The 20739-nt window shown below is 69.4% G+C and carries 18 protein-coding genes; 12 read left to right on the top strand and 6 right to left on the bottom strand.

Translation table 11 applies throughout. From position 1 onward, the window contains the following. Nucleotides 1-62: 62 nt before the first annotated feature. The gene (gene grpE / locus NGK70_RS11305) at nt 63-629 is read right to left on the bottom strand and encodes a nucleotide exchange factor GrpE (RefSeq protein ID WP_251973311.1); all 567 of its coding nucleotides are present in this window, start codon (nt 627-629) and stop codon (nt 63-65) included. A gap of 233 nt (nt 630-862) precedes the next feature. Here grpE and NGK70_RS11310 point away from each other — a divergent pair, with 233 nt between their 5' ends. Then, a complete protein-coding gene (locus tag NGK70_RS11310; protein WP_251973312.1) occupies nt 863-1777 on the top strand; it encodes a DUF6502 family protein in 915 nt (304 codons plus the stop codon). 10 nt (nt 1778-1787) lie between these two features. Continuing rightward, complete coding sequence (locus NGK70_RS11315; protein ID WP_251973313.1) at nt 1788-3290, top strand: DUF5666 domain-containing protein; 1503 nt, start codon at nt 1788-1790, stop codon at nt 3288-3290. 49 nt (nt 3291-3339) lie between these two features. On the opposite strand, the gene NGK70_RS11320 is transcribed toward NGK70_RS11315, so the two are convergent. From NGK70_RS11320 to NGK70_RS11330, 3 genes are all read right to left on the bottom strand, one after another. Then, nucleotides 3340-3780, bottom strand: coding sequence for an RNA-binding S4 domain-containing protein (locus NGK70_RS11320; RefSeq protein WP_428985612.1), 441 nt, complete (start codon nt 3778-3780; stop codon nt 3340-3342). Between the two features lie 71 nt (nt 3781-3851). Further along, nucleotides 3852-5324: a sensor histidine kinase gene (locus NGK70_RS11325; protein WP_251973314.1), complete on the bottom strand. Its 1473-nt coding sequence runs from the start codon at nt 5322-5324 to the stop codon at nt 3852-3854. Continuing rightward, nucleotides 5321-6010, bottom strand: coding sequence for a response regulator transcription factor (locus NGK70_RS11330; RefSeq protein WP_251973315.1), 690 nt, complete (start codon nt 6008-6010; stop codon nt 5321-5323). The genes NGK70_RS11325 and NGK70_RS11330 overlap by 4 nt, the downstream gene beginning before the upstream one ends. Nucleotides 6011-6239: 229 nt before the next feature. Between NGK70_RS11330 and NGK70_RS11335 the strand changes: the two genes are divergently transcribed. From NGK70_RS11335 to NGK70_RS11345, 3 genes are read left to right on the top strand one after another with little or no spacing between them, the layout of a single operon-like run. Next, complete coding sequence (locus NGK70_RS11335; protein ID WP_251973316.1) at nt 6240-7211, top strand: Bug family tripartite tricarboxylate transporter substrate binding protein; 972 nt, start codon at nt 6240-6242, stop codon at nt 7209-7211. Between the two features lie 13 nt (nt 7212-7224). Beyond that, on the top strand, nt 7225-7740 hold the full coding sequence (locus NGK70_RS11340; RefSeq protein WP_251973317.1) for a tripartite tricarboxylate transporter TctB family protein: 516 nt from the start codon (nt 7225-7227) through the stop codon (nt 7738-7740). Between the two features lie 27 nt (nt 7741-7767). Then, nucleotides 7768-9255 carry a tripartite tricarboxylate transporter permease gene (locus NGK70_RS11345; RefSeq protein ID WP_251973318.1) on the top strand — a complete coding sequence of 496 codons (1488 nt, stop codon included), beginning with the start codon at nt 7768-7770 and terminating at the stop codon, nt 9253-9255. A 65-nt stretch (nt 9256-9320) separates the two neighbouring features. Here the strand turns inward: NGK70_RS11345 and hemH are convergent, their stop codons facing one another. Beyond that, nucleotides 9321-10430: a ferrochelatase gene (gene hemH, locus NGK70_RS11350; protein WP_251973319.1), complete on the bottom strand. Its 1110-nt coding sequence runs from the start codon at nt 10428-10430 to the stop codon at nt 9321-9323. 57 nt (nt 10431-10487) lie between these two features. Here hemH and NGK70_RS11355 point away from each other — a divergent pair, with 57 nt between their 5' ends. The 7 genes from NGK70_RS11355 to NGK70_RS11385 all read left to right on the top strand — a co-directional run bounded on the left by NGK70_RS11355 (nt 10488) and on the right by NGK70_RS11385 (nt 19645). Further along, the gene (locus NGK70_RS11355) at nt 10488-11240 is read left to right on the top strand and encodes an HAD family hydrolase (RefSeq protein ID WP_251973320.1); all 753 of its coding nucleotides are present in this window, start codon (nt 10488-10490) and stop codon (nt 11238-11240) included. A gap of 211 nt (nt 11241-11451) precedes the next feature. After that, complete coding sequence (locus NGK70_RS11360; protein WP_251973753.1) at nt 11452-13182, top strand: acetate--CoA ligase; 1731 nt, start codon at nt 11452-11454, stop codon at nt 13180-13182. An 85-nt stretch (nt 13183-13267) separates the two neighbouring features. Beyond that, nucleotides 13268-13561 (top strand): DUF4266 domain-containing protein, encoded by a 294-nt coding sequence (locus tag NGK70_RS11365; RefSeq protein ID WP_251973321.1) that lies wholly within the window; start codon nt 13268-13270, stop codon nt 13559-13561. Continuing rightward, a complete protein-coding gene (locus NGK70_RS11370; RefSeq protein WP_251973322.1) occupies nt 13561-14970 on the top strand; it encodes a DUF3570 domain-containing protein in 1410 nt (469 codons plus the stop codon). Before NGK70_RS11365 ends, NGK70_RS11370 begins: the two co-directional genes overlap by 1 nt. Beyond that, nucleotides 14970-15971: an FAD:protein FMN transferase gene (locus NGK70_RS11375; protein ID WP_251973323.1), complete on the top strand. Its 1002-nt coding sequence runs from the start codon at nt 14970-14972 to the stop codon at nt 15969-15971. Before NGK70_RS11370 ends, NGK70_RS11375 begins: the two co-directional genes overlap by 1 nt. 1160 nt (nt 15972-17131) lie before the next feature. Beyond that, nucleotides 17132-19171, top strand: a complete 2040-nt coding sequence (locus NGK70_RS11380) for a hypothetical protein (RefSeq protein WP_251973324.1) — start codon at nt 17132-17134, stop codon at nt 19169-19171. Between the two features lie 12 nt (nt 19172-19183). Beyond that, a complete protein-coding gene (locus tag NGK70_RS11385; protein ID WP_251973325.1) occupies nt 19184-19645 on the top strand; it encodes a HEAT repeat domain-containing protein in 462 nt (153 codons plus the stop codon). Between the two features lie 257 nt (nt 19646-19902). Here the strand turns inward: NGK70_RS11385 and NGK70_RS11390 are convergent, their stop codons facing one another. Next, the gene (locus tag NGK70_RS11390) at nt 19903-20154 is read right to left on the bottom strand and encodes a hypothetical protein (protein ID WP_251973326.1); all 252 of its coding nucleotides are present in this window, start codon (nt 20152-20154) and stop codon (nt 19903-19905) included. Between the last annotated feature and the right edge of the window lie 585 nt (nt 20155-20739).

Raw genomic sequence — 20739 nt, forward strand, 5'->3', positions numbered from 1 at the left:
TCCGACTTTCAAGCCCTGTCAAGCCAGGTTGTGCTCAAAGTCGGTCCGGAGCTTGCTTTGGGTCACTTCGCAGCGGCCACGGTCACCAGCGCGGGGCGCAGCACCCGCTCGGCGATCAGGTAACCCTTCTGCAGCACGGCCACCACGGTGTTGGCCTCCTGTTCGGCCGGCACCACGCTGATGGCCTGGTGCTGGTGCGGGTCGAACTTCGTGCCGGCGGGCGGGTTGACCTCCAGCACCTTGTTGCGCTCCAGCGCCTGGCCGAGCTGGCGCAGCGTGGCGTGCACGCCCTCGATGAGCTGCTCGGGCGTGCCCTGGCTGCTGGCGTGGGTGGCAATCGCCAGCTCCAGGCTGTCCTTCACCGGCAGCATGGCCTCGGCGAAGGATTCCACCGCAAACTTGCGCGACTTGGCGATCTCTTCGTCGGCACGGCGGCGGGTGTTGTCGGCCTCGGCCTTGGCGCGCAGGTAGGCGTCGGCCAGCTCGACGTTCTTGGCTTCCAGCTCGGCGATGCGGGCCAACGTGGCATCGGCCTGTTCCGCCTGGGCGGCCGCAGCGGCGGCCTCGTTGGCCTCGGCCGAATCGTTGAGCGGGACGGATGGGTTGGCAGCTTGTCGTGGGTCGGTCATGGAGTGATTCCTCGCCGCATTTCAGCGGCCTCGCCACGAAATGACGGTTCGGACCTCGAATTCAAGGGGGCTGGAATGAGAAATTTGTCACGGTGGCGGACTTCGTTGCCCTGTCGTGGCGATGTGGTTGGTTTTTCCACTTTGGCGGCCTCGCGCTTTGGCGCCGGGCAGGGCAAAATGGTGGGAATTCGTCCCATGGCGGCAGGTCGCCTGCGGGGCGCGCCCACCAAGACATGGACTCGACTCAATTGAACCCCGCTACGCAGCCGTCGGATGACCGCGGCCAGCGCAGCCTGGACGCAGCGATGCTGGTGCTTGCACCGCTGGTGCGCTGGCTGCTGCGCCATGGGGTGCACTACGGCGCTGTGGCGCAGGGGCTCAAGCAGGTCTTCATCCACGAGGCGCGGCAGGAGCTTGAACGGCGCGGCGCCAAGGTGACCGACTCGGCGCTCAGCGTGCTGTCGGGCGTGCACCGCAAGGACGTGCGCGTGCTGGCCACCCTGCCGCAGGTGCAGGCGGCGCTGGTGCCGACGCCAGCGTCGATGCTCTTCACCCGCTGGGTCACCGACCCGGCGCTGCGCGTGGGCGCCGGGGACGGTCAGTCGCCCCCCGTGGTGCGCCCGAGCCTGCCGCGGCACGGCCCCATGCCCAGCTTCGAGGCGCTGGCGCGGGAGGTGTCCAGCGACGTGCATCCGCGCACCCTGCTGGAGGAGTTGCAGCGCCTGGGGCTGGTGAGCCTCGCGGGCGACGAGGTGAGGCTGGTGGCCGACCGCTACGTGGCCCCCACGGCGGAACTCGAAGCGGCCCAGACGCTGGGGGTGAACGTGGCCGACCACCTCAACGCCGCCGTGCACAACATCAGCGGTGGCGCGACGAAACGTTTTCTCGAACAGAGTGTCTATGCCTATGGCCTGAGCCCGGCCTCCGCCGAGGCGCTGGCCGAGGTGGCGCGCGACCTCTGGGCCCCGGCCTTCGAGGCCATGGTGCAGGCCACGACGGCCCGCCTGGTCGGCGACGACGCCGACCGTGCTGCAACCGCAGCAGCGCTGCCGCGCGAGCGCATGCGCTTCGGTGCCTACTATTACCATGAGGCCGAACCGCCCGAGGCGGTGACTCCTCCCCCGCCGCTGGCTGGCCCGGTGGCCTGAAGTGATCGAGATGACCCCTGAACTGCATTCGAGAGTGACGGCCCGGCCCGGCCGGATGGCCCGCGCTGCGCTGGCTGCCCTGCTGGCTGTGGGGATGGCCATCGGACTGGTGGCCTGTGGCGGCAGCGGCGTGGGCTCCAACGGCACCGGCGCGGCGCCGCAGGGCTCGGGCACCGGCACGGTGACCGGCTTCGGCAGTGTCTACATCGACGGCGTGGCCTACGAGGACAGCGATGCCACGGTCGAGGTCGAGGAGGCCGATGGCTCGACGACGACGACCGAAACCAAGATGGGCCAGCGCGTCGAGGTACTCTACGAGCCCGGCAGCAGCCGCGCCCTGGCCCGCCGCATCCGGGTGGAAGCCAGCCTGATCGGCAGTGTGGACAGCGTGGGCACCACCTCCCTGGTGGTGCTGGGCCAGACGGTGCGGGTCAACAGCGACGCGTCGGCGGGGCCGGTCACGGTATTCGACACCGCCACGGGCACGGCGGTGGGGGGCGACCTGACCGATGTGGCAGCCGGCGATCCCGTCGAGGTGCACGCGGTGCGCAAGACCGTGGGGACGTCGGTCGAGCTGTGGGCGACGCGCGTCGAGCGTCTGGATGCGTTGCGGCGCCTGCGGGCCTCGGGCGTGATCACGGAAGCATCTGCCGGTGGATTCAGCCTGGGCAGCCTGACGGTAAACACCGCTGCCGCCACGGTGTTGCCTGCCAACACGGCGCCGGCGGTCGACCAGTGGGTGGTGGTTTACGCGACGAAGGACGACCTGAGCGGCAGTGTCCTCACCGCGCGCAGGGTGCGCATCGGTGAGCGCGCCACGGTCGCGGTATCGGATGACGAGGCCCACCTGGGCGGCTACGTGGCGAAGCTGGTCGGTGGCAGCCAGTTCCAGATCGAGGACGTCGTGGTCAAGCTCCAGACCACCACAAAGGTCGAGCCCAGCAGCACATCATTGGCTGAAGGGAAGTATGTGCGGGTGGAAGGCAGCTACGACAGTGACGGCAACCTGCTGGCCAGCGAGATCCACATCAGCACCGCCGACGATGGTGCCGAACTGCACGGCAGCATCGTGCAACTCAACACCACGACCATGTCGACCTTCCGTGTCCGCGACACTTGGGTGGATGTGCCTGACGCCAGGGTGATCGACTGGGGTGAGTGCACGACACGCACGTTGGCCGACGATCTGTACGTCGAGGTGCGCGGCGTGATGAGTCGTGGGGTGCTGCAGGCCACGTCGATCGTCTGCGAGAAGGACGCGGCGCCGACCGGCAAGGTGATCGAGCGGCACGGCACGGTGTCCGCGCTGAAGGCAGAGTCGAAACAACTGACGCTGCTGCACCACAGCGATAGCCTGACGGTGCAGTGGACGGCCACCACCTACTTCCGGTATCCGTTGACAGCGGGCTCGCTGTCCTCGCTGCTGACGACGAACGAGACCATCGAGGTCGAAGGCCGCATGGAAGGCTCCGTGCTGGTCGCCACCAAGATCAAGCCGCGCTCAGGCGATTGACCCGTCTGGAACGGTGGCGCCGCCGGGCGCTGCCGTTCAACGCCGCTGCTCAGCGGCTGGCGTCGTCCTCGTCGTCGTCGATCGACACGCTCCAGCGCTGCCAATCGGCCAGCTGGCGCCGGGCGGCCTTGGTTGGCCGGCCCTGCTCGATGCTCAGCGCCGGCTCCGTGTGCAGGCGGCGCTCGGCGGCCCACTTTGCCTGGGCGGCGAGGCTCTCCGGCGTTTCCTCGTAGAGCAGCCGGGCCACCGGGGCCGGGCCGCGCGCGGCCGACAGGCCCTGCACCACCACCTCGCGTGGCACCGGTGCATTCCCCTGGCGCAGGCTCAGGCGGTCGCCGCGGCGCACCTCCCGGGCCGGCTTGGCCAGCTGGCCGTTGACCATCACCCGACCGCGGCCGACTTCCTCGGCCGCCAGGCTGCGGGTCTTGTAGAAACGCGCCGCCCAGAGCCACTTGTCCAGCCGCAGGCTGGCGTGGCTGCCGGCCGGCAGGGCGTCGTCGTCGTCGCTGTCGCTGTCGTTCTTGCTGGAAGGCGAGGGCGGTGGGGCAGGGGATCGTCGGCTCACGGGGTCGATTGTGTCGCGTGCGGTGGGGCTGTCGTGGACGCCGTCGCTGGTGTCGCCGCAGGCAGGGTCACGATGGCGTCCAGGCCCCCCGGTGCCGTGTCGCTGCCGCGGTTGACCAGCTGGATCTCGCCACCCAGGCGCTCGCAGATCTGCCGGCAGATCGCCAGGCCCAGGCCGCTGCCGGAGGTGGTGCCAGAGGTCGTGCCGGTGTGGAAGGGCTCGTAGAGGTGCGCACGCCGGGCCGCGTCGAGGCCCGGGCCGCTGTCACGCACCCGCAGGCGGGCGAGCGGCGCAGCGCTGCTGGAGGCCACGCTGTCCACCGAGACCACCAGCGGCGCCCCCGCGGGCGTGGCGCGGATGGCGTTGTGCAGCAGGTTGCGCGTCAGCTCGCGCAGCATCCAGGCGTGGCCTTCGATCCACACCGGCTGGTCGGCCTCCAGCTCGAAGTCCAGTTCCTTGTCCGCGATCAGCGGCGCCAGGTCCAGCGCCACCTCGCGCACCGGCTCGCAGAGGTCCAGCGTCTGCGGTGCGTCCTGCTGGTGCACCTGCTCGACCTTGGCCAGCGCCAGCATCTGGTTGGCCAGGCGGATGGCGCGGTCGATGGTGCCGTGCATGGCCTGCAGCGTCTCGCGCTCGCCGACGTGGCCCGACAGCCCGTTCTGCACCTGCGTCTTCAGCACCGCCAGCGGGGTGCGCAGTTGGTGCGAGGCGTCGCGCACGAACTGCCGCTGGTGCGCGATCAGCCCGGCCAGCCGGGCCATCAGGTCGTTCATCGCCGTGGTGACCGGGCGCAGCTCGGTGGGCAGGCCGGGGGTGACGAGCGCGGAGAGGTCGCGCTCGTCGCGCTCGGACACAGCGTCGCGCAGCTGGTTCACCGGGCGCAGCGCGCGCGCCACCACCACGGCGGCCACCGCGCCGACCACGGCGACCATCAGCGCATGGCGCAGCAGCGTCTCCACCAGCAGGGCGCGGGCGTGCCGCTCGCGGATCTCCAGCGTCTCGGCCACCTGCACCAGCGCCACGCCGCGCAGCTCGGGGCCGGCCACCGGCTGGTAGAGCGCGGCCATGCGCACGCGCTCGCCGCCGTAGTCGGCGTCGTAGAAGTCCACCAGCGCGGCGTAGGCCGGGCGCTGCGGCGGCTGGCGGTTATAGGGCGGCAGGTCGGCGTAGCCGGAGAGGAACTCGCCGCGCACACCGCTGACGCGGTAGACCATGCGGCCCTCGTTGCCCGCCTCGAAGATCTCCAACGCTGCGTAGGGCACCTCCACCCGCAGCTCCTGTCCCACCGGCTGCAGCAGCTCGCCGATCGAGCGGGCCGAGGCCAGCAGCGAGCGGTCGTAGGCGGTGTTGATCGACTCCAGCACGCGCCGGTAGGTGGACCAGGCGTCGAAGGCAACGAAGGCGGTGATCGGCAGCACGATGCCCGCCAGCAGCCGCCAGCGCAGCGTCGCGGGGGCGCGCAACCTCATGCGCCGCTGCCTTCGGCCAGCGAGCCGGCGCGCAGCAGGTAGCCCAGCCCGCGCAGGGTGACGAGCTGCACGCCGCTGCCGGCGAGCTTCTTGCGCAGGCGATAGGCCACCACCTCGATGGCCTCGAACTGGATGTGCTCCTCCATCGGAAACACCAGGCGGAACAGCTTCTCCTTGGGCACCGCGTGCCCCGGGCGGGCGATCAGCGCGCTGAGCAGGGCGTGCTCGCGCGGCGTCAGCTCCAGGATCTCGCTGCCGAGGTGGAAGGCGCCGGAGGGCCGGTCCAGCCGCAGCGGCCCGCAGGCCAGCGGCTCCTCCTCCCGCCCCGCATTGCGGCGCAGCAGGGCGCGCACGCGGGCCTCCAGCTCGTCGAGGTCGAAGGGCTTGGCGAGGTAGTCGTCCGCCCCGGCGTTCAGGCCCAGCACGCGGTCACCCACCGCGCCGCGGGCGGTCAGCACCAGGATGGGCACGCCGATGCCCTCGGCGCGCGCCCGGTGCAGCACCTGCAGTCCGTCCATGCCGGGCAGGCTCAGGTCCAGCAGCACCGCGTCGGGCGGCGCCAGGCGCAGGCGGGCCAGCGCCTCGCCGCCATCGGCGCTGTGCTCCACCTCGAAGCCACGCTTTTCCAGTGCGCGGCGCAGCGCCTGGGCCAGCGCCGCCTCGTCTTCCACCAGCAGCAGTCTCATGGGGCGCAAGTGTGCCGCGCCGCGCCGATCTGCGGGGCAGGTGCAGGGCAGGTGCGGGGCCGGCCAGGGGGCCGACAGGCAGCTGACAGCCCCCCGGGCCCCTCTGACAGCCAAGTGACAGCTTGGGCGGCCCGCCTACGGGTTGCCCCGGACGGGCGCTGCGGGCGGCGCGGGCAACATCCGCTCACCGTTTTTTCCTCCCCCTTGCCCCAACCCAGGAGACCCGACGATGCGTCGTTCCGCCCTCAAGCGCCTCGCCCTGCCGATTGCCCTGCCGATCGCGCTGGCCCTGTTCGGTGCCACGGCCGCCCAGGCCGCCGAGAACTTCAAGATCATGGCCCCGGCCAACCCCGGCGGTGGCTACGACCAGGCCGCGCGCGGCCTGGGCAAGGCGATGCAGGAGGCCGGCGTGGCCGGCAGCGTCACCTACGAAAACAAGGGCGGCGCGGGCGGCACCATCGGCCTGGCCCAGTTCGTCAACGCCAGCAAGGGCGACCCCAACGCGCTGATCGTCGTCGGCGCGGTGATGGTCGGCGCCATCGTGCAGAACAAGCCGCCGGTCACGCTGACGCAGGCCACGCCGATCGCCCGCCTGATGGCCGAGTACAACGCCTTCGTGGTGCCGGCCAACTCGCCGATCAAGACCATGAAGGACGTGGTCGAGCAGATGAAAAAGGACCCCGCCAGCGTCAAGTGGGGCGGTGGCTCCAAGGGCTCGGTGGACCACGTCAGCGTGGCGATGATCGCGCGCGACGTCGGCGTCGACCCCACCAAGGTCAACTACGTGCCCTTCAAGGGCGGCGGCGAGGCCACCGCGGCCATCCTGGGCGGCCACGTCACGGTGGGCACCAGCGGCTGGGGCGAGCTGCAGGAGTTCGTGCAGAGCGGCAAGCTGCGCGCCATCGCCATCACCGCGCCGGCGCGCCTGAAGGGCGTGAACGTGCCCACGCTCAAGGAGCAGGGCGTCAACGTCGAGATCGGCAACTGGCGCGGCGTCTACGCGCCCCCGGGCGTCAGCCCCGAGCAGCGCAAGGCGCTCACCGACGCCGTGGTCAAGGCCACCAAGTCCAAGAGCTGGACCGAGCTGCTGGAGAAGAACAGCTGGACGCCGGTGGTGATGACCGGGCCGGACTTCGACAAGTTCGTCGACGGCAGCCACGCCGAGCTGCGTGCGCTGATGTACAAGCTGGGCATGCTCTGATCCGGTGGGCGCGATGAGCAGCAACACACACAGCGGCGTCCCGGCCAACCGCGGCCACTTCTGGATCGGCGTGGGCACGGCCGCCCTGGGTGGGCTGCTCGCACTGGGTGCCACCCAGATCGGCGGTGCGGCCGGCTACGGCGGTGCCGGGCCGGGTTTCCTGCCCTGGGTGGTGGCGCTGGCCCTGGTGGGCCTGGGGGTGGCGCAGATCATCTCCGCACGCCGCCATGCCGAGCCGCTGGCCGACGCGCCGGAGTTCCCGTCCGCCTGGACGGCGGTGGCCTGGGTCTCGGCCGGTGTGCTGCTCAACGCGCTGCTGATCGAGCGCATCGGCTTCATCCCCTCCTGCGCGCTGCTGTTCGCCCTGTCGGCGCGCGGCTTTCGCATCGGCGCGGCTGCGCGGCCGAGCGCCGCCAGCGTGGCGACCGACTTCGTCATCGGCCTGGTGATCTCCGCGCCGGTGTTCTGGATCTTCACCAAGCTGCTGGGGCTGACGCTGCCGGGGCTGGTCAAGGGCGGCTGGATCTGACGACCGACAGAAGAAGTAGGAGTTGACATGGACGTCTGGTCCTCCCTGATGGGTGGCTTCGCTGCGGCGGCCACCCCCATGAACCTGCTCTGGGCGCTGCTGGGCTGCACCATCGGCACCGCAGTGGGCGTGCTGCCGGGCATCGGCCCGGCGCTGACGGTGGCGATGCTGCTGCCGCTGACCGGCCAGGTCGAGCCCACCGCCTCGATGATCCTGTTCGCCGGCATCTACTACGGCGCGATGTACGGGGGCTCCACCACCTCCATCCTGCTCAACACCCCCGGCGAAACGGCCACGATGGTCACCGCGCTGGAAGGCAACCTGATGGCCAAGAACGGCCGCGCCGGTGCCGCGCTGGCCACCTCGGCGATCGGCTCCTTCGTGGCCGGCACCATCGCCACCGTGCTGCTCACCCTCTTCGCCCCCTGGCTGGCCGAGGTGGCGCTCAAGTTCGGCCCGCCGGAATACTTCTCGCTGATGGTGCTGGCCTTTGTCACCGTCTCCTCGGTGCTGGGCGCCAGCGCGCTGCGCGGCATGATCGCGCTGTTCATCGGCCTGGCCGTCGGCCTGATCGGCATGGACGAGATCTCCGGCGTGGCGCGCTACACCTTCGGCATCCCCGAGTTGGTCGACCGCATCGAGGTCACGCTGGTCGCGGTGGGCCTGTTCGCGGTGGGCGAGGCGATGTACTTCGCCCTCTACGAAGGCCGCCGTGTCGAGGGCGAGCACAAGATGTCCAGCCTCTACATGACCAAGCTGGAGTGGAAGCGCTCCTGGCCCGCCTGGATCCGCGGCACGCTGATCGGCTTCCCCTTCGGCACCGTGCCCGCGGGCGGCACCGAGATCCCGACCTTCCTCTCCTACGGCATGGAGAAGAAGCTCTCCAAGCACAAGGAGGAGTTCGGCACCACCGGCGCCATCGAGGGCGTGGCCGGTCCCGAGGCGGCCAACAACGCCACCGCCGCGGGCGTGCTCGTGCCGCTGCTGACGCTGGGCATCCCCACCTCCACGACCGCGGCCATCCTGCTGTCGGCCTTCCAGAACTACGGCATCACCACCGGGCCGCAGCTGTTCCAGAGCAGCGGACCGCTGGTGTGGGCGCTGATCGCGTCGCTGTACATCGGCAACGTCATGCTGCTGGTGCTCAACCTGCCGCTGGTCGGCCTGTGGGTCAAGCTGCTGCACATCCCGCGCCACTGGTTGTATGCGGGCATCCTGGTGTTCGCCACCGTGGGCGTGTACGGCATGCGCCAGTCGGCCTTCGACCTCGTGCTGCTCTACGTCATCGGCCTGCTGGGCCTGATGATGCGCCGCTACGACTTCCCGACCGCCCCGGTGATCGTCGGCATGATCCTGGGCCCGATGGCCGAAGCCCAGTTCCGCAACGCCATGTCCATCGGCGAGGGCCACATCGGCGTGTTCTTCGAGCGCCCGATCTCGGCAGTGGTCTTCGCGATCTGCCTGCTGGTGGTGATCGTGCCGCGCCTGATGCGGCTGCGCCAGCGGGGCGGCTGATCTGGCTGTTCCAAGCAAGAAGGGCTCCCAAACGGGAGCCCTTCTTGCTTGGCTCGGAGAACGCTTCAGCCCTTCGCCCCACCCGCCAGCGCCCGCTGGCGCTGCGCTTCCAGGTCGGCGGCGCGCGGCTGGTCGGCCAGCGTCACCGGCCAGCCCTGCAGGTGGCGCTGCACGACGGCGACCATGGCGCGGATCCAGGCCGGGTGGTCGTTCAGGCAGGGGATGTGGTCGTAGCGCTGGCCGCCCTCGGCCAGGAAGACCTGCCGGCCCTCCAGCGCGATCTCCTCCAGCGTCTCCAGGCAGTCGGCCGGGAAGCCCGGGCAGAACACCTGCAGGTGCTTCACGCCCTTTTTCGCCAGCGCCTTGAGCGTGGCGTCGGTGGAGGGCTCCAGCCACTTGGCGCGCCCGAAGCGGCTCTGGAAGCTCACGCTCATCTGCTCCGGCGCCAGCCCGAGCCGCTCGCGCAGCAGGCGCGCGGTCTTCAGGCACTGGCAGTGGTAGGGGTCGCCCAGCTCCAGGGTGCGCTGCGGCACGCCGTGGAAGCTCAGCAGCAGGTGCTCGCCGCGGCCCTCGCGCTGCCAGGTGTCCTGCACCCGCTCGGCCAGCGCGTCGATGTAGGCCGGCTCGTCGTGGTGCTGCTTCACGTAGCGCAGCTCGGGCAGGTTGCGCTGCGTCAGCGCCCAGGCGTGCACCGCGTCCATCACGCTGGCGGTGGTGGTGCCGGAGTACTGCGGGTACATCGGCAGCACCAGGATGCGCGTGCAGCCGGCGCGCTTGAGCTCGTCGAGCTCGTGGGCGACGCTGGGCTGGCCGTAGCGCATGGCGTGGCGCACCACCACGCTGCTGCCGCGCTCACCCAGGTAGCCTTGCAGCAGCGTGGCCTGGCGGGCCGTCCACACTGCCAGCGGCGAGCCCTCGGGCAGCCAGATGCTGGCGTACTTGGCGGCCGATTTGGCCGGCCGGGTGCGCAGGATGATGCCGTGCAGGATGGGCAGCCACAGCAGCCGCGGGATCTCGACCACGCGCGCATCGGCGAGGAACTCAGCCAGGTAGTGCCGCACCGCCGGGGCGGTGGGCGACTCGGGCGTACCCAGGTTGACGACCAGCACGCCGGTGCGCTCGGGCACGCCGTGGCGGTGGGGCGGTTCGGGGGCGAAGGGGGAAGCGAAGGCCATGCGCCGGATTGTCCATGCTGCGCGTGCCGCGCCGCCCGGGCGGCGACACTTCGGGCCATGCCGAACACCTCTACCGTGCGCCCGCGTGCCTTCACCCTCGATCTGGACGACACGCTCTGGCCGATCGAGCCCACGCTGCGCCGCGCCGAGGCGGCGCTGCGCGGCTGGCTGGCCGAGCACGCCCCCGCCACGCTGGCGGGGTGCGGCGACGCGGGCATGCTGCGCCTGCGCGCACAGGTGGCGCTGGACCACCCGGAGCTGGCGCACGACCTGAGCACGCTGCGGCTCATCACGATCCACCGCGCCCTCGTCGCCGCGGGTGACGACCCGGCGCTGGCCGAGCCGGCCTTCGAGGCCTTCATGGCCGCGCGCCAGCAGGTCACCTGGTTCGACGACGTGCGCCCGGCGCTGGACCGCCTGGCCGCACACGGCCCGCTGCTGGCCGTTTCCAACGGCAACGCCGAGCTGGCCCCCACCGGGCTGGCGCCCTGGTTTGCCGGCAGCGTGAGCGCGCGCAGTACCGGCGTGGCCAAGCCGGATGCGCGCATCTTCGCGGCCGCCTGCGCGCAGCTGGGCTGCCGGCCTGACGAGGTGATGCACATCGGCGACGACTGGCGCGCGGACATCCACGGTGCCCGCGAGGCCGGCCTGCACAGCGCCTGGGTGCGCCGCGCGGAGCTGCCGCTGCGCGATGACAGCGGCGGCCTGGGCGGTCAGCACCGCCTGCTCGCCGCGCCGCCGCCCCCCGCCGGGCACCACCTGGAGGTGCCGCACCTGCTGGCGCTGGCGGACTGGCTGGACGCGCTGTGAGCAGCGCGGTGAGCTGCTCAGAGAGCAGCTTGATCGCCTGACGCGGCGGCCCGCCCCCGGGGAAGCCCGGCATGGCAGGCCCGCCGGGCCGGCCTAAGCTGGCGGCATGGACCTGCCTGTCTTCCCCGGTGACTTTGCCTGTGACTTCCCCGGTGACCCCTTCGCCGTTCCGCCCGGGCGGCCCGACACGGACGACAACCACGCCACGCTGATGCAGGGCCTGCGCTGGCAGGTGCCCGAGCGCTTCAACATCGCCGAGGCCTGCTGCGGCCGCTGGGCGCGCCGCACGCCCGAGGCCATCGCGCTGGTGATCGACCGCGAGGGGGCCGATCCCGAACGCCACCGCTATGCCGACCTGCAGGCCGCCGCCAACCGGCTCTCGCAGCGGCTGGTGCAGCTGGGCGTGCAGCGCGGCGACCGCATCGCCATCGTGCTGCCGCAGTGCGCCGAGACGGCGGTGGCGCACGTGGCCGTCTACCAGCTCGGTGCGGTGGCGATGCCGCTGGCCCTGCTGTTCGGGCCCGAGGCGCTGGCCTACCGCCTGCACGATGGCGGCGTGCGGCTGGCCATCGTGGCCGCGGCGGCCCTGCCGGCCATCGAGGCTGCGCGGGCCTCGGCGCCCGCGCTGGCGCAGCTGATCGTCGTGTCCCCGCCGGGCGAGGACGTGCCGCCGCTCCAGCAGGGCCTGGCCTGTCTGGCATGGTCAGAAGCGCTGGCGGGCCAGACGGGTGGGTTCAAGCCGGTCGAAACCGCGGCCGACGAACCCGCCGTGCTGATCTACACCAGCGGCACCACCGGCCCGCCCAAGGGTGCGCTGATCCCGCACCGGGCGCTGCTGGGCAACCTGAGCGGTTTCGTCTGCAGCCAGAACGGCTTCCCCCACGTCGAGCCGCACGCCGACGATGGCCTACCCGACGCGCCCGTGTTCTGGAGCCCGGCCGACTGGGCCTGGACCGGCGGGCTGATGGACGTGCTGCTGCCCACGCTGTACTTTGGCGCCACCGTGGTCGGCAGCCCCGGGCGCTTCAGCCCGCAGCGTGCCTTCGAGCTGCTGCAGCGCCACCGGGTGACGCACAGCTTCCTCTTCCCCACGGCGCTGAAGGCGATGATGAAGGCCTGCCCGGAGCCTGGCTCTGCCTACGCGCTGCGCTTGCGCGCGTTGATGAGCGCCGGCGAGGCGGTGGGCGACGCGGTGTTCGCCTGGTGCCGCGACGCGCTGGGCGTGCCGGTCAACGAGATGTTCGGCCAGACCGAGATCAACTACGTGGTCGGCAACTGCGCCCGGGCGCTGGACGTCCAGGGCCGGCCGGTGGCGGGCTGGCCCGCGCGGCCGGGCAGCATGGGCCGTGGCTACCCGGGCCACCGCGTGGCGGTGATCGACGACGAGGGCCGCGAGTGCCCGCGCGGCACGCCCGGCGAGGTGGCGGTGCACCGGCGTGACGTGCATGGCGAGCCGGACCCGGTCTTCTTCCTCGGTTACTGGCACAACGACGCAGCCACGCAGGCCAAGTACACCGGCGCGGTGGACGACAGCTGGTGCCGCACCGGCGACACCGCGGTGATGGATGCCGACGGCTACCTCTGGTACCAGGGCCGCGCCGACGACCTCTTCAAGGCCGCGGGCTACCGCATCGGCCCCAGCGAGGTGGAGAACTGCCTCGTCAAGCACCCGGCGGTGGCCAACGCCGCCGTGGTGCCCAAGCCGGACGCCGAGCGCGGCGCGGTCGTCAAGGCCTACGTGGTGCTGGCGCCGGGCTGGGTGGGCGACGCGGCGCTGGTCGATGCCCTGCAGGCCCATGTGCGCGAGCGCCTGGCGCCCTACGAGTACCCCAAGGAGATCGAGTTCATCGACGCCCTACCCATGACCACCACCGGCAAGGTGCTGCGCCGCGTGCTGCGCCTGCAGGAGGAGGAGCGCGCCCGCGCAGCGCGCGGTTCGTGAGGTGGCACACTGCGTTTCATTTCCGGTCACCTCGCAGCCAGGACGATTAAGCTGGCCTTCACCCTTGCTGCCTAAGGTGCGCCCCGTGTCCACCCTTGTCCTGACGCCCATGCGCCCCTCACTTCCTGTTCTCTGCCGTCGCCGGCGCGTCCCGAGCATCCGGCTGGGCCTTGGCCTGATGGCCCTGCCGGCCCTGCTGGCGCTGGGCGGCTGCGGCACCCTGGGCGTGCAGCCCTGGGAGCGTGACCTGCTCGCCAAGCCGTCGATGCAGCTCACCGTCTCGCCGCTCGAAGCCGCGGCCGATGACCACACCTACTTCTCCAAGGAAGCCGCCACCGGCGGGCGCAGCTTCGGTGGCGGGGGCTGCGGGTGCAACTGATGACGACTTCCCCTCTGAGCCTCTCAGCTTCGGCCGAACCGTCCAGCCTGCCCGGCAGCACCAGCACCGGCACCAGCACCGGCGCCCTGCACCTGGCCCTGGCCGCGGCCGTCACTGGCCTGCTGGGCGTCGGGTCCGTCGGGGCCCAGGCCGAAGGCCTCAAGCCCAGCGCGGCCACCGCCGCCACTGCTGCCTCCACCGCAGCCACCTGGCAGGCCGATGCCGCCGTGCTGCTCTACCGCGAGGGCGACGGCCGCGTCACCGCGCTGGAGCCGGTGATCTCGCTGCGCCGCAACGACGGCAACGACCGCGCCACCGGCCTGCGCCTGACGCTGGACACCCTCACCGGCGCCTCGCCCAACGGCGCCGTCGCGCAGCCCACCGCGCAGACCTTCACCAGCCCCTCCGGCAAGGGCACCTACACCACGGCCGCGGGCAAAACGCCGCTGAACACCGAGTTCCGCGACACCCGCATCGCCCTGCTTGCCAGCCACGAGCGGCCGCTGGGCACCGACCAGCGCGGCTCCTTCAGCGCCAACGTCTCGGCCGAGCACGACTTTGCCTCCGTGGGCCTGTCGGGCAGCTGGACGCGCGACTTCGACAACAAGAACCGCACCCTCAGCCTGGGCCTGTCCACCGAGTTCGACCGCATCAACCCCGAGGGCGGCGTGCCGGTGGAGCGCGGCGTGGCCTTTGCCGGTACCTCCAAGGGCAGCGACAGCCGCTACGTGGTCGACCTGCTGGCCGGCTTCACCCAGGTCATGTCGCGGCGCTGGATCACCCAGGTCAGCTACAACCTCGGCCGCGGCAGCGGCTACCACAGCGACCCGTACAAGATCCTCTCCGTGATCGACGGCAGCTCCGGCCTGGTCACCGGCGACCGCTACATCAACGAGTCCCGCCCGCGCAGCCGCACCCGCCACAGCCTCAACGTGCAGAGCAAGTGGCACCTGACGCAGGACGTGGTCGACCTCTCCTACCGCTACTACCGCGACGACTGGGGCGTCAGCGCCCACACGCTCGACGGCCGCTACCGCTGGGAGCTGGGCAGCAATGGTGGGAGTGGCGGCGGCGCCTACCTCGAACCCCACCTGCGCTGGTACCGCCAGAGCGCGGCGGACTTCTACCGCACCTGGCTCACCGAGGGCGGCGAGTACGTCAGCGGCGCCGCCGGCCGCTCCCCCGCCTACGCCTCGGCCGACACCCGGCTGGCGGCCTTCACCGGCCAGACCCTGGGCATCAAGCTCGGCCTGCCGACCGGCCAGGGGCGCGAGTGGACCCTGCGCGTCGAGACCTACCGCCAGAAGATCGACCAGCCCGCCAACGCCCCCGGCGCGCTGGGCAGCCTCGACCTGACGCCGGACCTGAAGGCCTTCACGCTGATGGTCGGTTACTCAAGACCGTTCTGATGGCGGCGGCGGCGCAGCCGGCCGCCGCGCTGCTGCAGCCGCTGCCGGGCGGCCTGTGGCGCGGCAGCTTCGAGGCCATGGCCAGCCCCTGCGAGCTGCTGATGGAGCGGGCAGGGGAGCCGGGCCTGGGCAGCGACGATGAGGAGGCTGCCCGCCGCCTGCTGCAGATTGCCTGCGACGAGGTGCGCCGCATCGAGCGCAAGTACAGCCGCTACCGCAGCGACAGCGAACTCGCCCGCTGGCACCGTGCTGCCGCGGGTCAACCGGGCCAGCCCGTGCAGGTGGACGAGGAGAGCGCCGGCCTGCTCGACCTGGCCGCGCTCTGCCACCAGCTCAGCGGCGGGCGCTTCGACATCAGCTCCGGCGTGCTCCGCGAGGTCTGGCGCTTTGACGGCAGCGACCGCCTGCCGACGCCTGACGCCGTGGCCCGCGTCGCCGCTCGCGTCGGCTGGGCGCGCATCGGCTGGCAGCGCCCGCTGCTCACCCTGCCGCCCGGCATGGAACTCGACCTCGGCGGCCTGGGCAAGGAATACGCCGCCGACCGCGTGCTCACCCTCCTGCGCGCCGAAGGCCAGCGCACCAGCCGCGACCGCCCCCTGCTGATCAACCTCGGCGGCGACCTCGTCGCCAGCGGCCCCCGCAGCGACGGCTCGCCCTGGTACGTCGGCATCGAACAGCCGATCGGCCAGACCCCCCAGGCCGATCCCGACCCCACCCAGCCCGCCCACCCCGCCGCGCCCGCCGGCCTGATCGCCCTCAAGACCGGCGCCCTGGCCACCAGCGGCGACGCCCGCCGTTTCCTGCTCCGGGACGGCGTGCGCCACAGCCACATCCTCGACCCCCGCACCGGCTGGCCCGTCCAGGGCGCCCCCCGCTCGGTCACCGTGGCCGCCCCCACCTGCACCGAAGCCGGCCTCCTCTCCACCCTGGCCATGCTGCAAGGCGAGGGCGCCGAAGCACTGCTCGCGGCGCAGGGGCTGCCGCATTGGGTGTTGCGCTGAGGGGCAGACTGGGCCGGCACAGCCCTGTTCAGGCTGCCAGCGCGAACCGATCCACTGGGCTGCAGGTCGTCCCGGCTGATGTCTTTTGAAGTTCGCTGAATGCCTGCCGCTGTCTGCCCTGTGAAATCTGGAGCGGCTTTAAGCTCGACCTGCAAACCCCGCGTGCCAAGAATGCAAATTGTTTTGTTTGAATCATGATGAAACAATTGCGCCTTACTCCGGATACCTCATCGTAACCGTGTGGCGTCAATAATTGGTTGTGTCTAGTAGTCAAGGAGTCTATCGTGAGAAATAAAACTCTTCTGGCTTGTGCGCTGGTATGTTGCGGACAATCGTTTGCGGCAACATCAGATTCGACCAGCATAGTGCAGAAGCCGCCACTCATGCAGATCCACAAACTCCAGTGCACACAGATTCGCTCAATGGGTTCGGAGGATTGCAAAGATGCCGGAAACTTCGATAGCACCTGTGCCGTTGCGAAATGCCCAGCGGGTACTGTTCTGACTGGTGGAGGTGGAGCCTGCGCCGCCGGCGACAGGAGACTTAAATCACTTAATGCAAATGTGGTGACTGGCGAGTATAGCGTGATGTGCGAGAAGCAGGGGGTTGCGCCACAGGCAAGTGCAATATGCTGCAAATAGTTGGGCGCTGAAATCTAGATGGCTTGGCGAAGAAAATCATTTCAGATCAATGACTTGCAGTCAAATATGGATGCTGCACCGGCCGATCCCGATGACGTTACGCGTCGGGTTTGATGTACAAATTACGTTGGCTAGGCAAGGAAGAATGCCTTCGGAGAGCGTGCGCTTGAAGTCGGGGGTACGGACGTCTCTGGTGTGGGGACATGGATTCCGAACGGTTTCAATGATGTCGAGTGTTTTGTAGTCCGCCGCAGCAGTTCACACAAGATGCCTCCTGATTAGTCATGAAGCTCAGCCACTTGCCGTCCGGGGCCACGGGAACACATGGCTCACCTGGGAAGGCGGTGTCCTTCCGGGGCTTTGCCGGTACGTTTTTCCGGTGGATGCTGAGCTTCATGACCAATCAGGAGATGCCTTGTCGGCGCTTCGAGAGCGCCGCCAACTGCTTGAAAAGCATCAGGAGATCCTGATCTGGCGGCCGGGACACTCGGTGCGAATCCACGAAAGGAGCTTGCATTCATGCCTCAAGGAACAGACCATCTTCTCGCGAACGAATCGCTGCAACACGGCCAGTCGATCGTCTCCAACAATGGAATCTACCAGCTGGCATTCCAGGGCGACGGAAACCTGGTCGTGTACAAGACCTACCCGGGCACGTCCGCGCGCACGCTTTGGGCGTCAGGCACGAACGGGCATTCGTCGGACACGTGCATCATGCAGGGGGACGGCAACCTCGTCCTCTACGATCCCGGCAGTCACGCCATCTGGGCGGCCGGCACCTATGGCAACCCAGGCAGCCGGGTCGTGATGCAGGACGACGGTAACCTAGCCATCTACCGAGCCAACAACTCGCCCGCATGGGCGACGAATACCGTGCAGAATCCGGTGCCGGGCGGCCCCCCCGCCCATGGTAGCCAGATGCAGCCCGGAGAGACGCTGGCCAAGGACCAGCCCATCCATTCGGCGAACGGTCGCTACGAGTTCGTCTTTCAGTCCGACGGCAACCTCGTCCTCTACAAGATCTATTCCACCCACCCTCGGAGGGCGCTCTGGGCATCGGGCACAAATGGACGCGGCGCCGTCGTCTGCATCATGCAAGGTGATGGGAATCTGGTCATCTACGACTCCGACGCTCATGCGCTGTGGAGTTCCGGCACCTACAACCACGCGGGCAGCCACCTCACCGTGCAGGACGACGGCAACGTCGTCATCTACCAGCCAAACAACGCCGCTGTCTGGGCGACGAACACCGTGCAAATTGCCGTGCCGAGCGGGCCTCCCGCGCACGGCGACACCATGAACCCGGGCGAGATCTTGCCCATCGATCATCCGATCAAGTCCCCGAACGGGCGCTACAGCTTCGTCTTCCAGGGGGACGGCAACCTCGTCCTGTACAAGAGCTATCCGACGCACCCCACCAAGGCGCTCTGGTCCTCGAAGACCAACGGGAAGACGGCGGACGTGTGCATCATGCAGGGGGACGGCAACCTCGTCCTCTACGACCCGGACGGTCACCCTATGTGGAGCTCCGGCACCTACAACCACGCGGGCAGCCACCTCACCGTGCAGGACGACGGCAACGTCGTCATCTACCAGCCGAACAACGCCGCTGTCTGGGCGACGAACACCGTGCAGACCCCTGTGCCGAGCGGCCCGACCGCGACGGGGGACAGCATGCAACCGGGCCAGACGCTCGCGCCCGGACAGGCCATCAAGTCGGCCGGGCAAGCCTATCTGTTCGTGTTTCAGGGCGATGGCAATCTAGTGCTCTACAAGATCTACGCGGGAGGAAAGCAGAAGGCGTTGTGGTCGTCCGGGACGTGCGGGCGCCTGGCGGATATCTGCATCATGCAAGGCGACGGGAACCTCGTCATCTACGACCCTGACGGCCACGCCATCTGGGCGTCGAACACATGGGGAAAGCCGGGTTCCCACCTCGTCGCGCAGGACGACGGCAACGTCGTCATCTATCGTCCGGGCGGGCAGCCGACGTGGTCCACCGGGACCTACGGTATGCACGTCCATTTCAAGACGCTCCTCAGCCTGACGCCCACCGTGCGGGCGTACATCGATCGGCAGTTCGCCGCGCTGGATGATCTCTACATCGACGGATCGGTCAACACCACCATGGGCACGATCGAGGACCTGAGCGGCGACTCCTCGCTCTCGACCCTGCTCGATCTCGACGTGGGCGCCTGCACCAGCAGCAGCCTGACGGACGAGCAGCGGATCCTGTTCTCCCAACGGAACAACTGCGGCGCCAATGACCTGGTCGTGTACCTCGTCAGCTCGCTCGTCGGAGGCTCAGGCAACTTCGTGGGCTGCGCCTCCCACCCGTCCGATAGACCCGCGTGCGCTATCGTCCAGGACGCTGGCGCCGATTGGCTCACCGCACACGAGATCGGCCACGTGCTGGGACTCTCGCACGTCAGCTCGACGCCGGCCACCAACAGCGACTATCTCATGTGGCCCAACGTCGGCTGGACCAACACGCCGCCGGACCTGAGCTCGTCCGAATACAAGAAGATGCGCGACAGCAACCTGACTCCAGTGAGCTGAGAAGAATCCAAGATGAAGACCTATGATCAAGTGCGGCAGATCCTCGGCCTGATCGAGCCCACGGAGACAATGTACTCGGAGCTTGACGCCGACGATCTGCCCCACCTGCAGCGGCTCTTGCACGATCCGGACGGGTGGCGTGCGGCGAGGGCGGTGTTCGCCGCTAGCCGCATCGGCTCCGCCAAGGCGCATTCGCTGATCCTGGACGCGGCCAGCTACCCCCGCCGCGAGGTGCGGGTCGCAGCCGCAGTTGTCGCGCCCCGGGTCCCCAGCGCGATCAGCAACGAGATCCTCGAGAAGCTCATCGATGATGAGGACATCGGGGTGAGGAAGCTCACCATCAAGTCCATCGGGCACGATGCGTCGAGCAAGCTGACAGAGAAGCTGCAAGGCATCGCTGCTCAGGGCGTCAATCGGCACCTAAAGACGCTGGCGCGAGAGCGGTTTGACGCTCTGCGCATTCAACCCAGGTAGGAGGCGAATGCGAGGCGCCGCTGCCGGTCTGCGAAGGCGAGCCCGGCGGCGCCGACCCCACGAACGAGCCTGCACCACGAAAGAAAGAAGCTGTCCAACCAGAAATTGGATCTGACGGTCGGGCTTCGCTCGCCCGCAGCTCAATTTCACTACAACATGGACCAGGGGTCAGGTCTTACCTATTGCATTTCCATCAGCTCTTAGCTCGACAGCCGCTGCCGCACCGCCCCCGCCCCCGCCACCATTCGTGACCTTGTTCACACCCAGCCTTTGGCTTGCATCAGTTCGTGCTGATGTTGCTGAAATGTGAACAAATTGAAAAATAGACTACTGCCGATGCCGGCGTCCTGCCTTTCAGAAAAGGGGGGCGCCGGGTCGGCGCGGTCGGCCGTGTGTGCCCATGGCGGCTGTGCCCCAGGGTGCTGGCACACATGGATGTAGATCATGAGCAGCGGAGTGATGTCGAAGCATGGGTCGAGGGTCAGGTCTTGCATATTGCCTTTGGACAAGAACTCACAGCTTGTTCAACCCCCAGCCCGCGCCGCGGTCCATTAAGGGTTGCTGAAGGGGCTGCGTTGCCGGCCCTGACGTTGACCCCCGTCAGTCCAGCCTGAACCTCACCTCGAAACAATCAGGTCAACCCTTCGTGTGAGGGGTGTCCTGACCGGGGTGGCATGCATGACGGCACCGGGACTTCTTGGCCTGATTTCTGCGGCGCTGCTGTTGCAGTTGGGGGCGGGCATTGCCTGGTCGCTGTGGCGGCGGGGGGCTGCCCCGGCTGACGCGGCCCTGGTGGCGGTGCCGGCGCCCCTTCCCAGGCTGGATGCGGCCTGGAGCGGCTGGCGGGCGTTCCGCGTGGTGCGGCGCTGCCGGCGTTCAAGCCGGGGCAGTTCCTGAGCTTCTCGCTCGATGTGGCGGGTACGCCGGCGGGGCCGGGGCAGGCCGCAGTGGCGCGCACGGTCACGCGCTGCTATTCGCTGTCGGACCAGCCGGACCCGGCGCAGTACCGGGCATCAATGGGGTCAGGTCTTGTCTTTTGCTGAGATCGGGGAGAGGATCTCCAGATGGAAAGAGGAGGTAGGCAAGATGGAAGA

The organism is Sphaerotilus microaerophilus (assembly GCF_023734135.1).
Lineage (GTDB): Bacteria > Pseudomonadota > Gammaproteobacteria > Burkholderiales > Burkholderiaceae_C > Sphaerotilus > Sphaerotilus microaerophilus.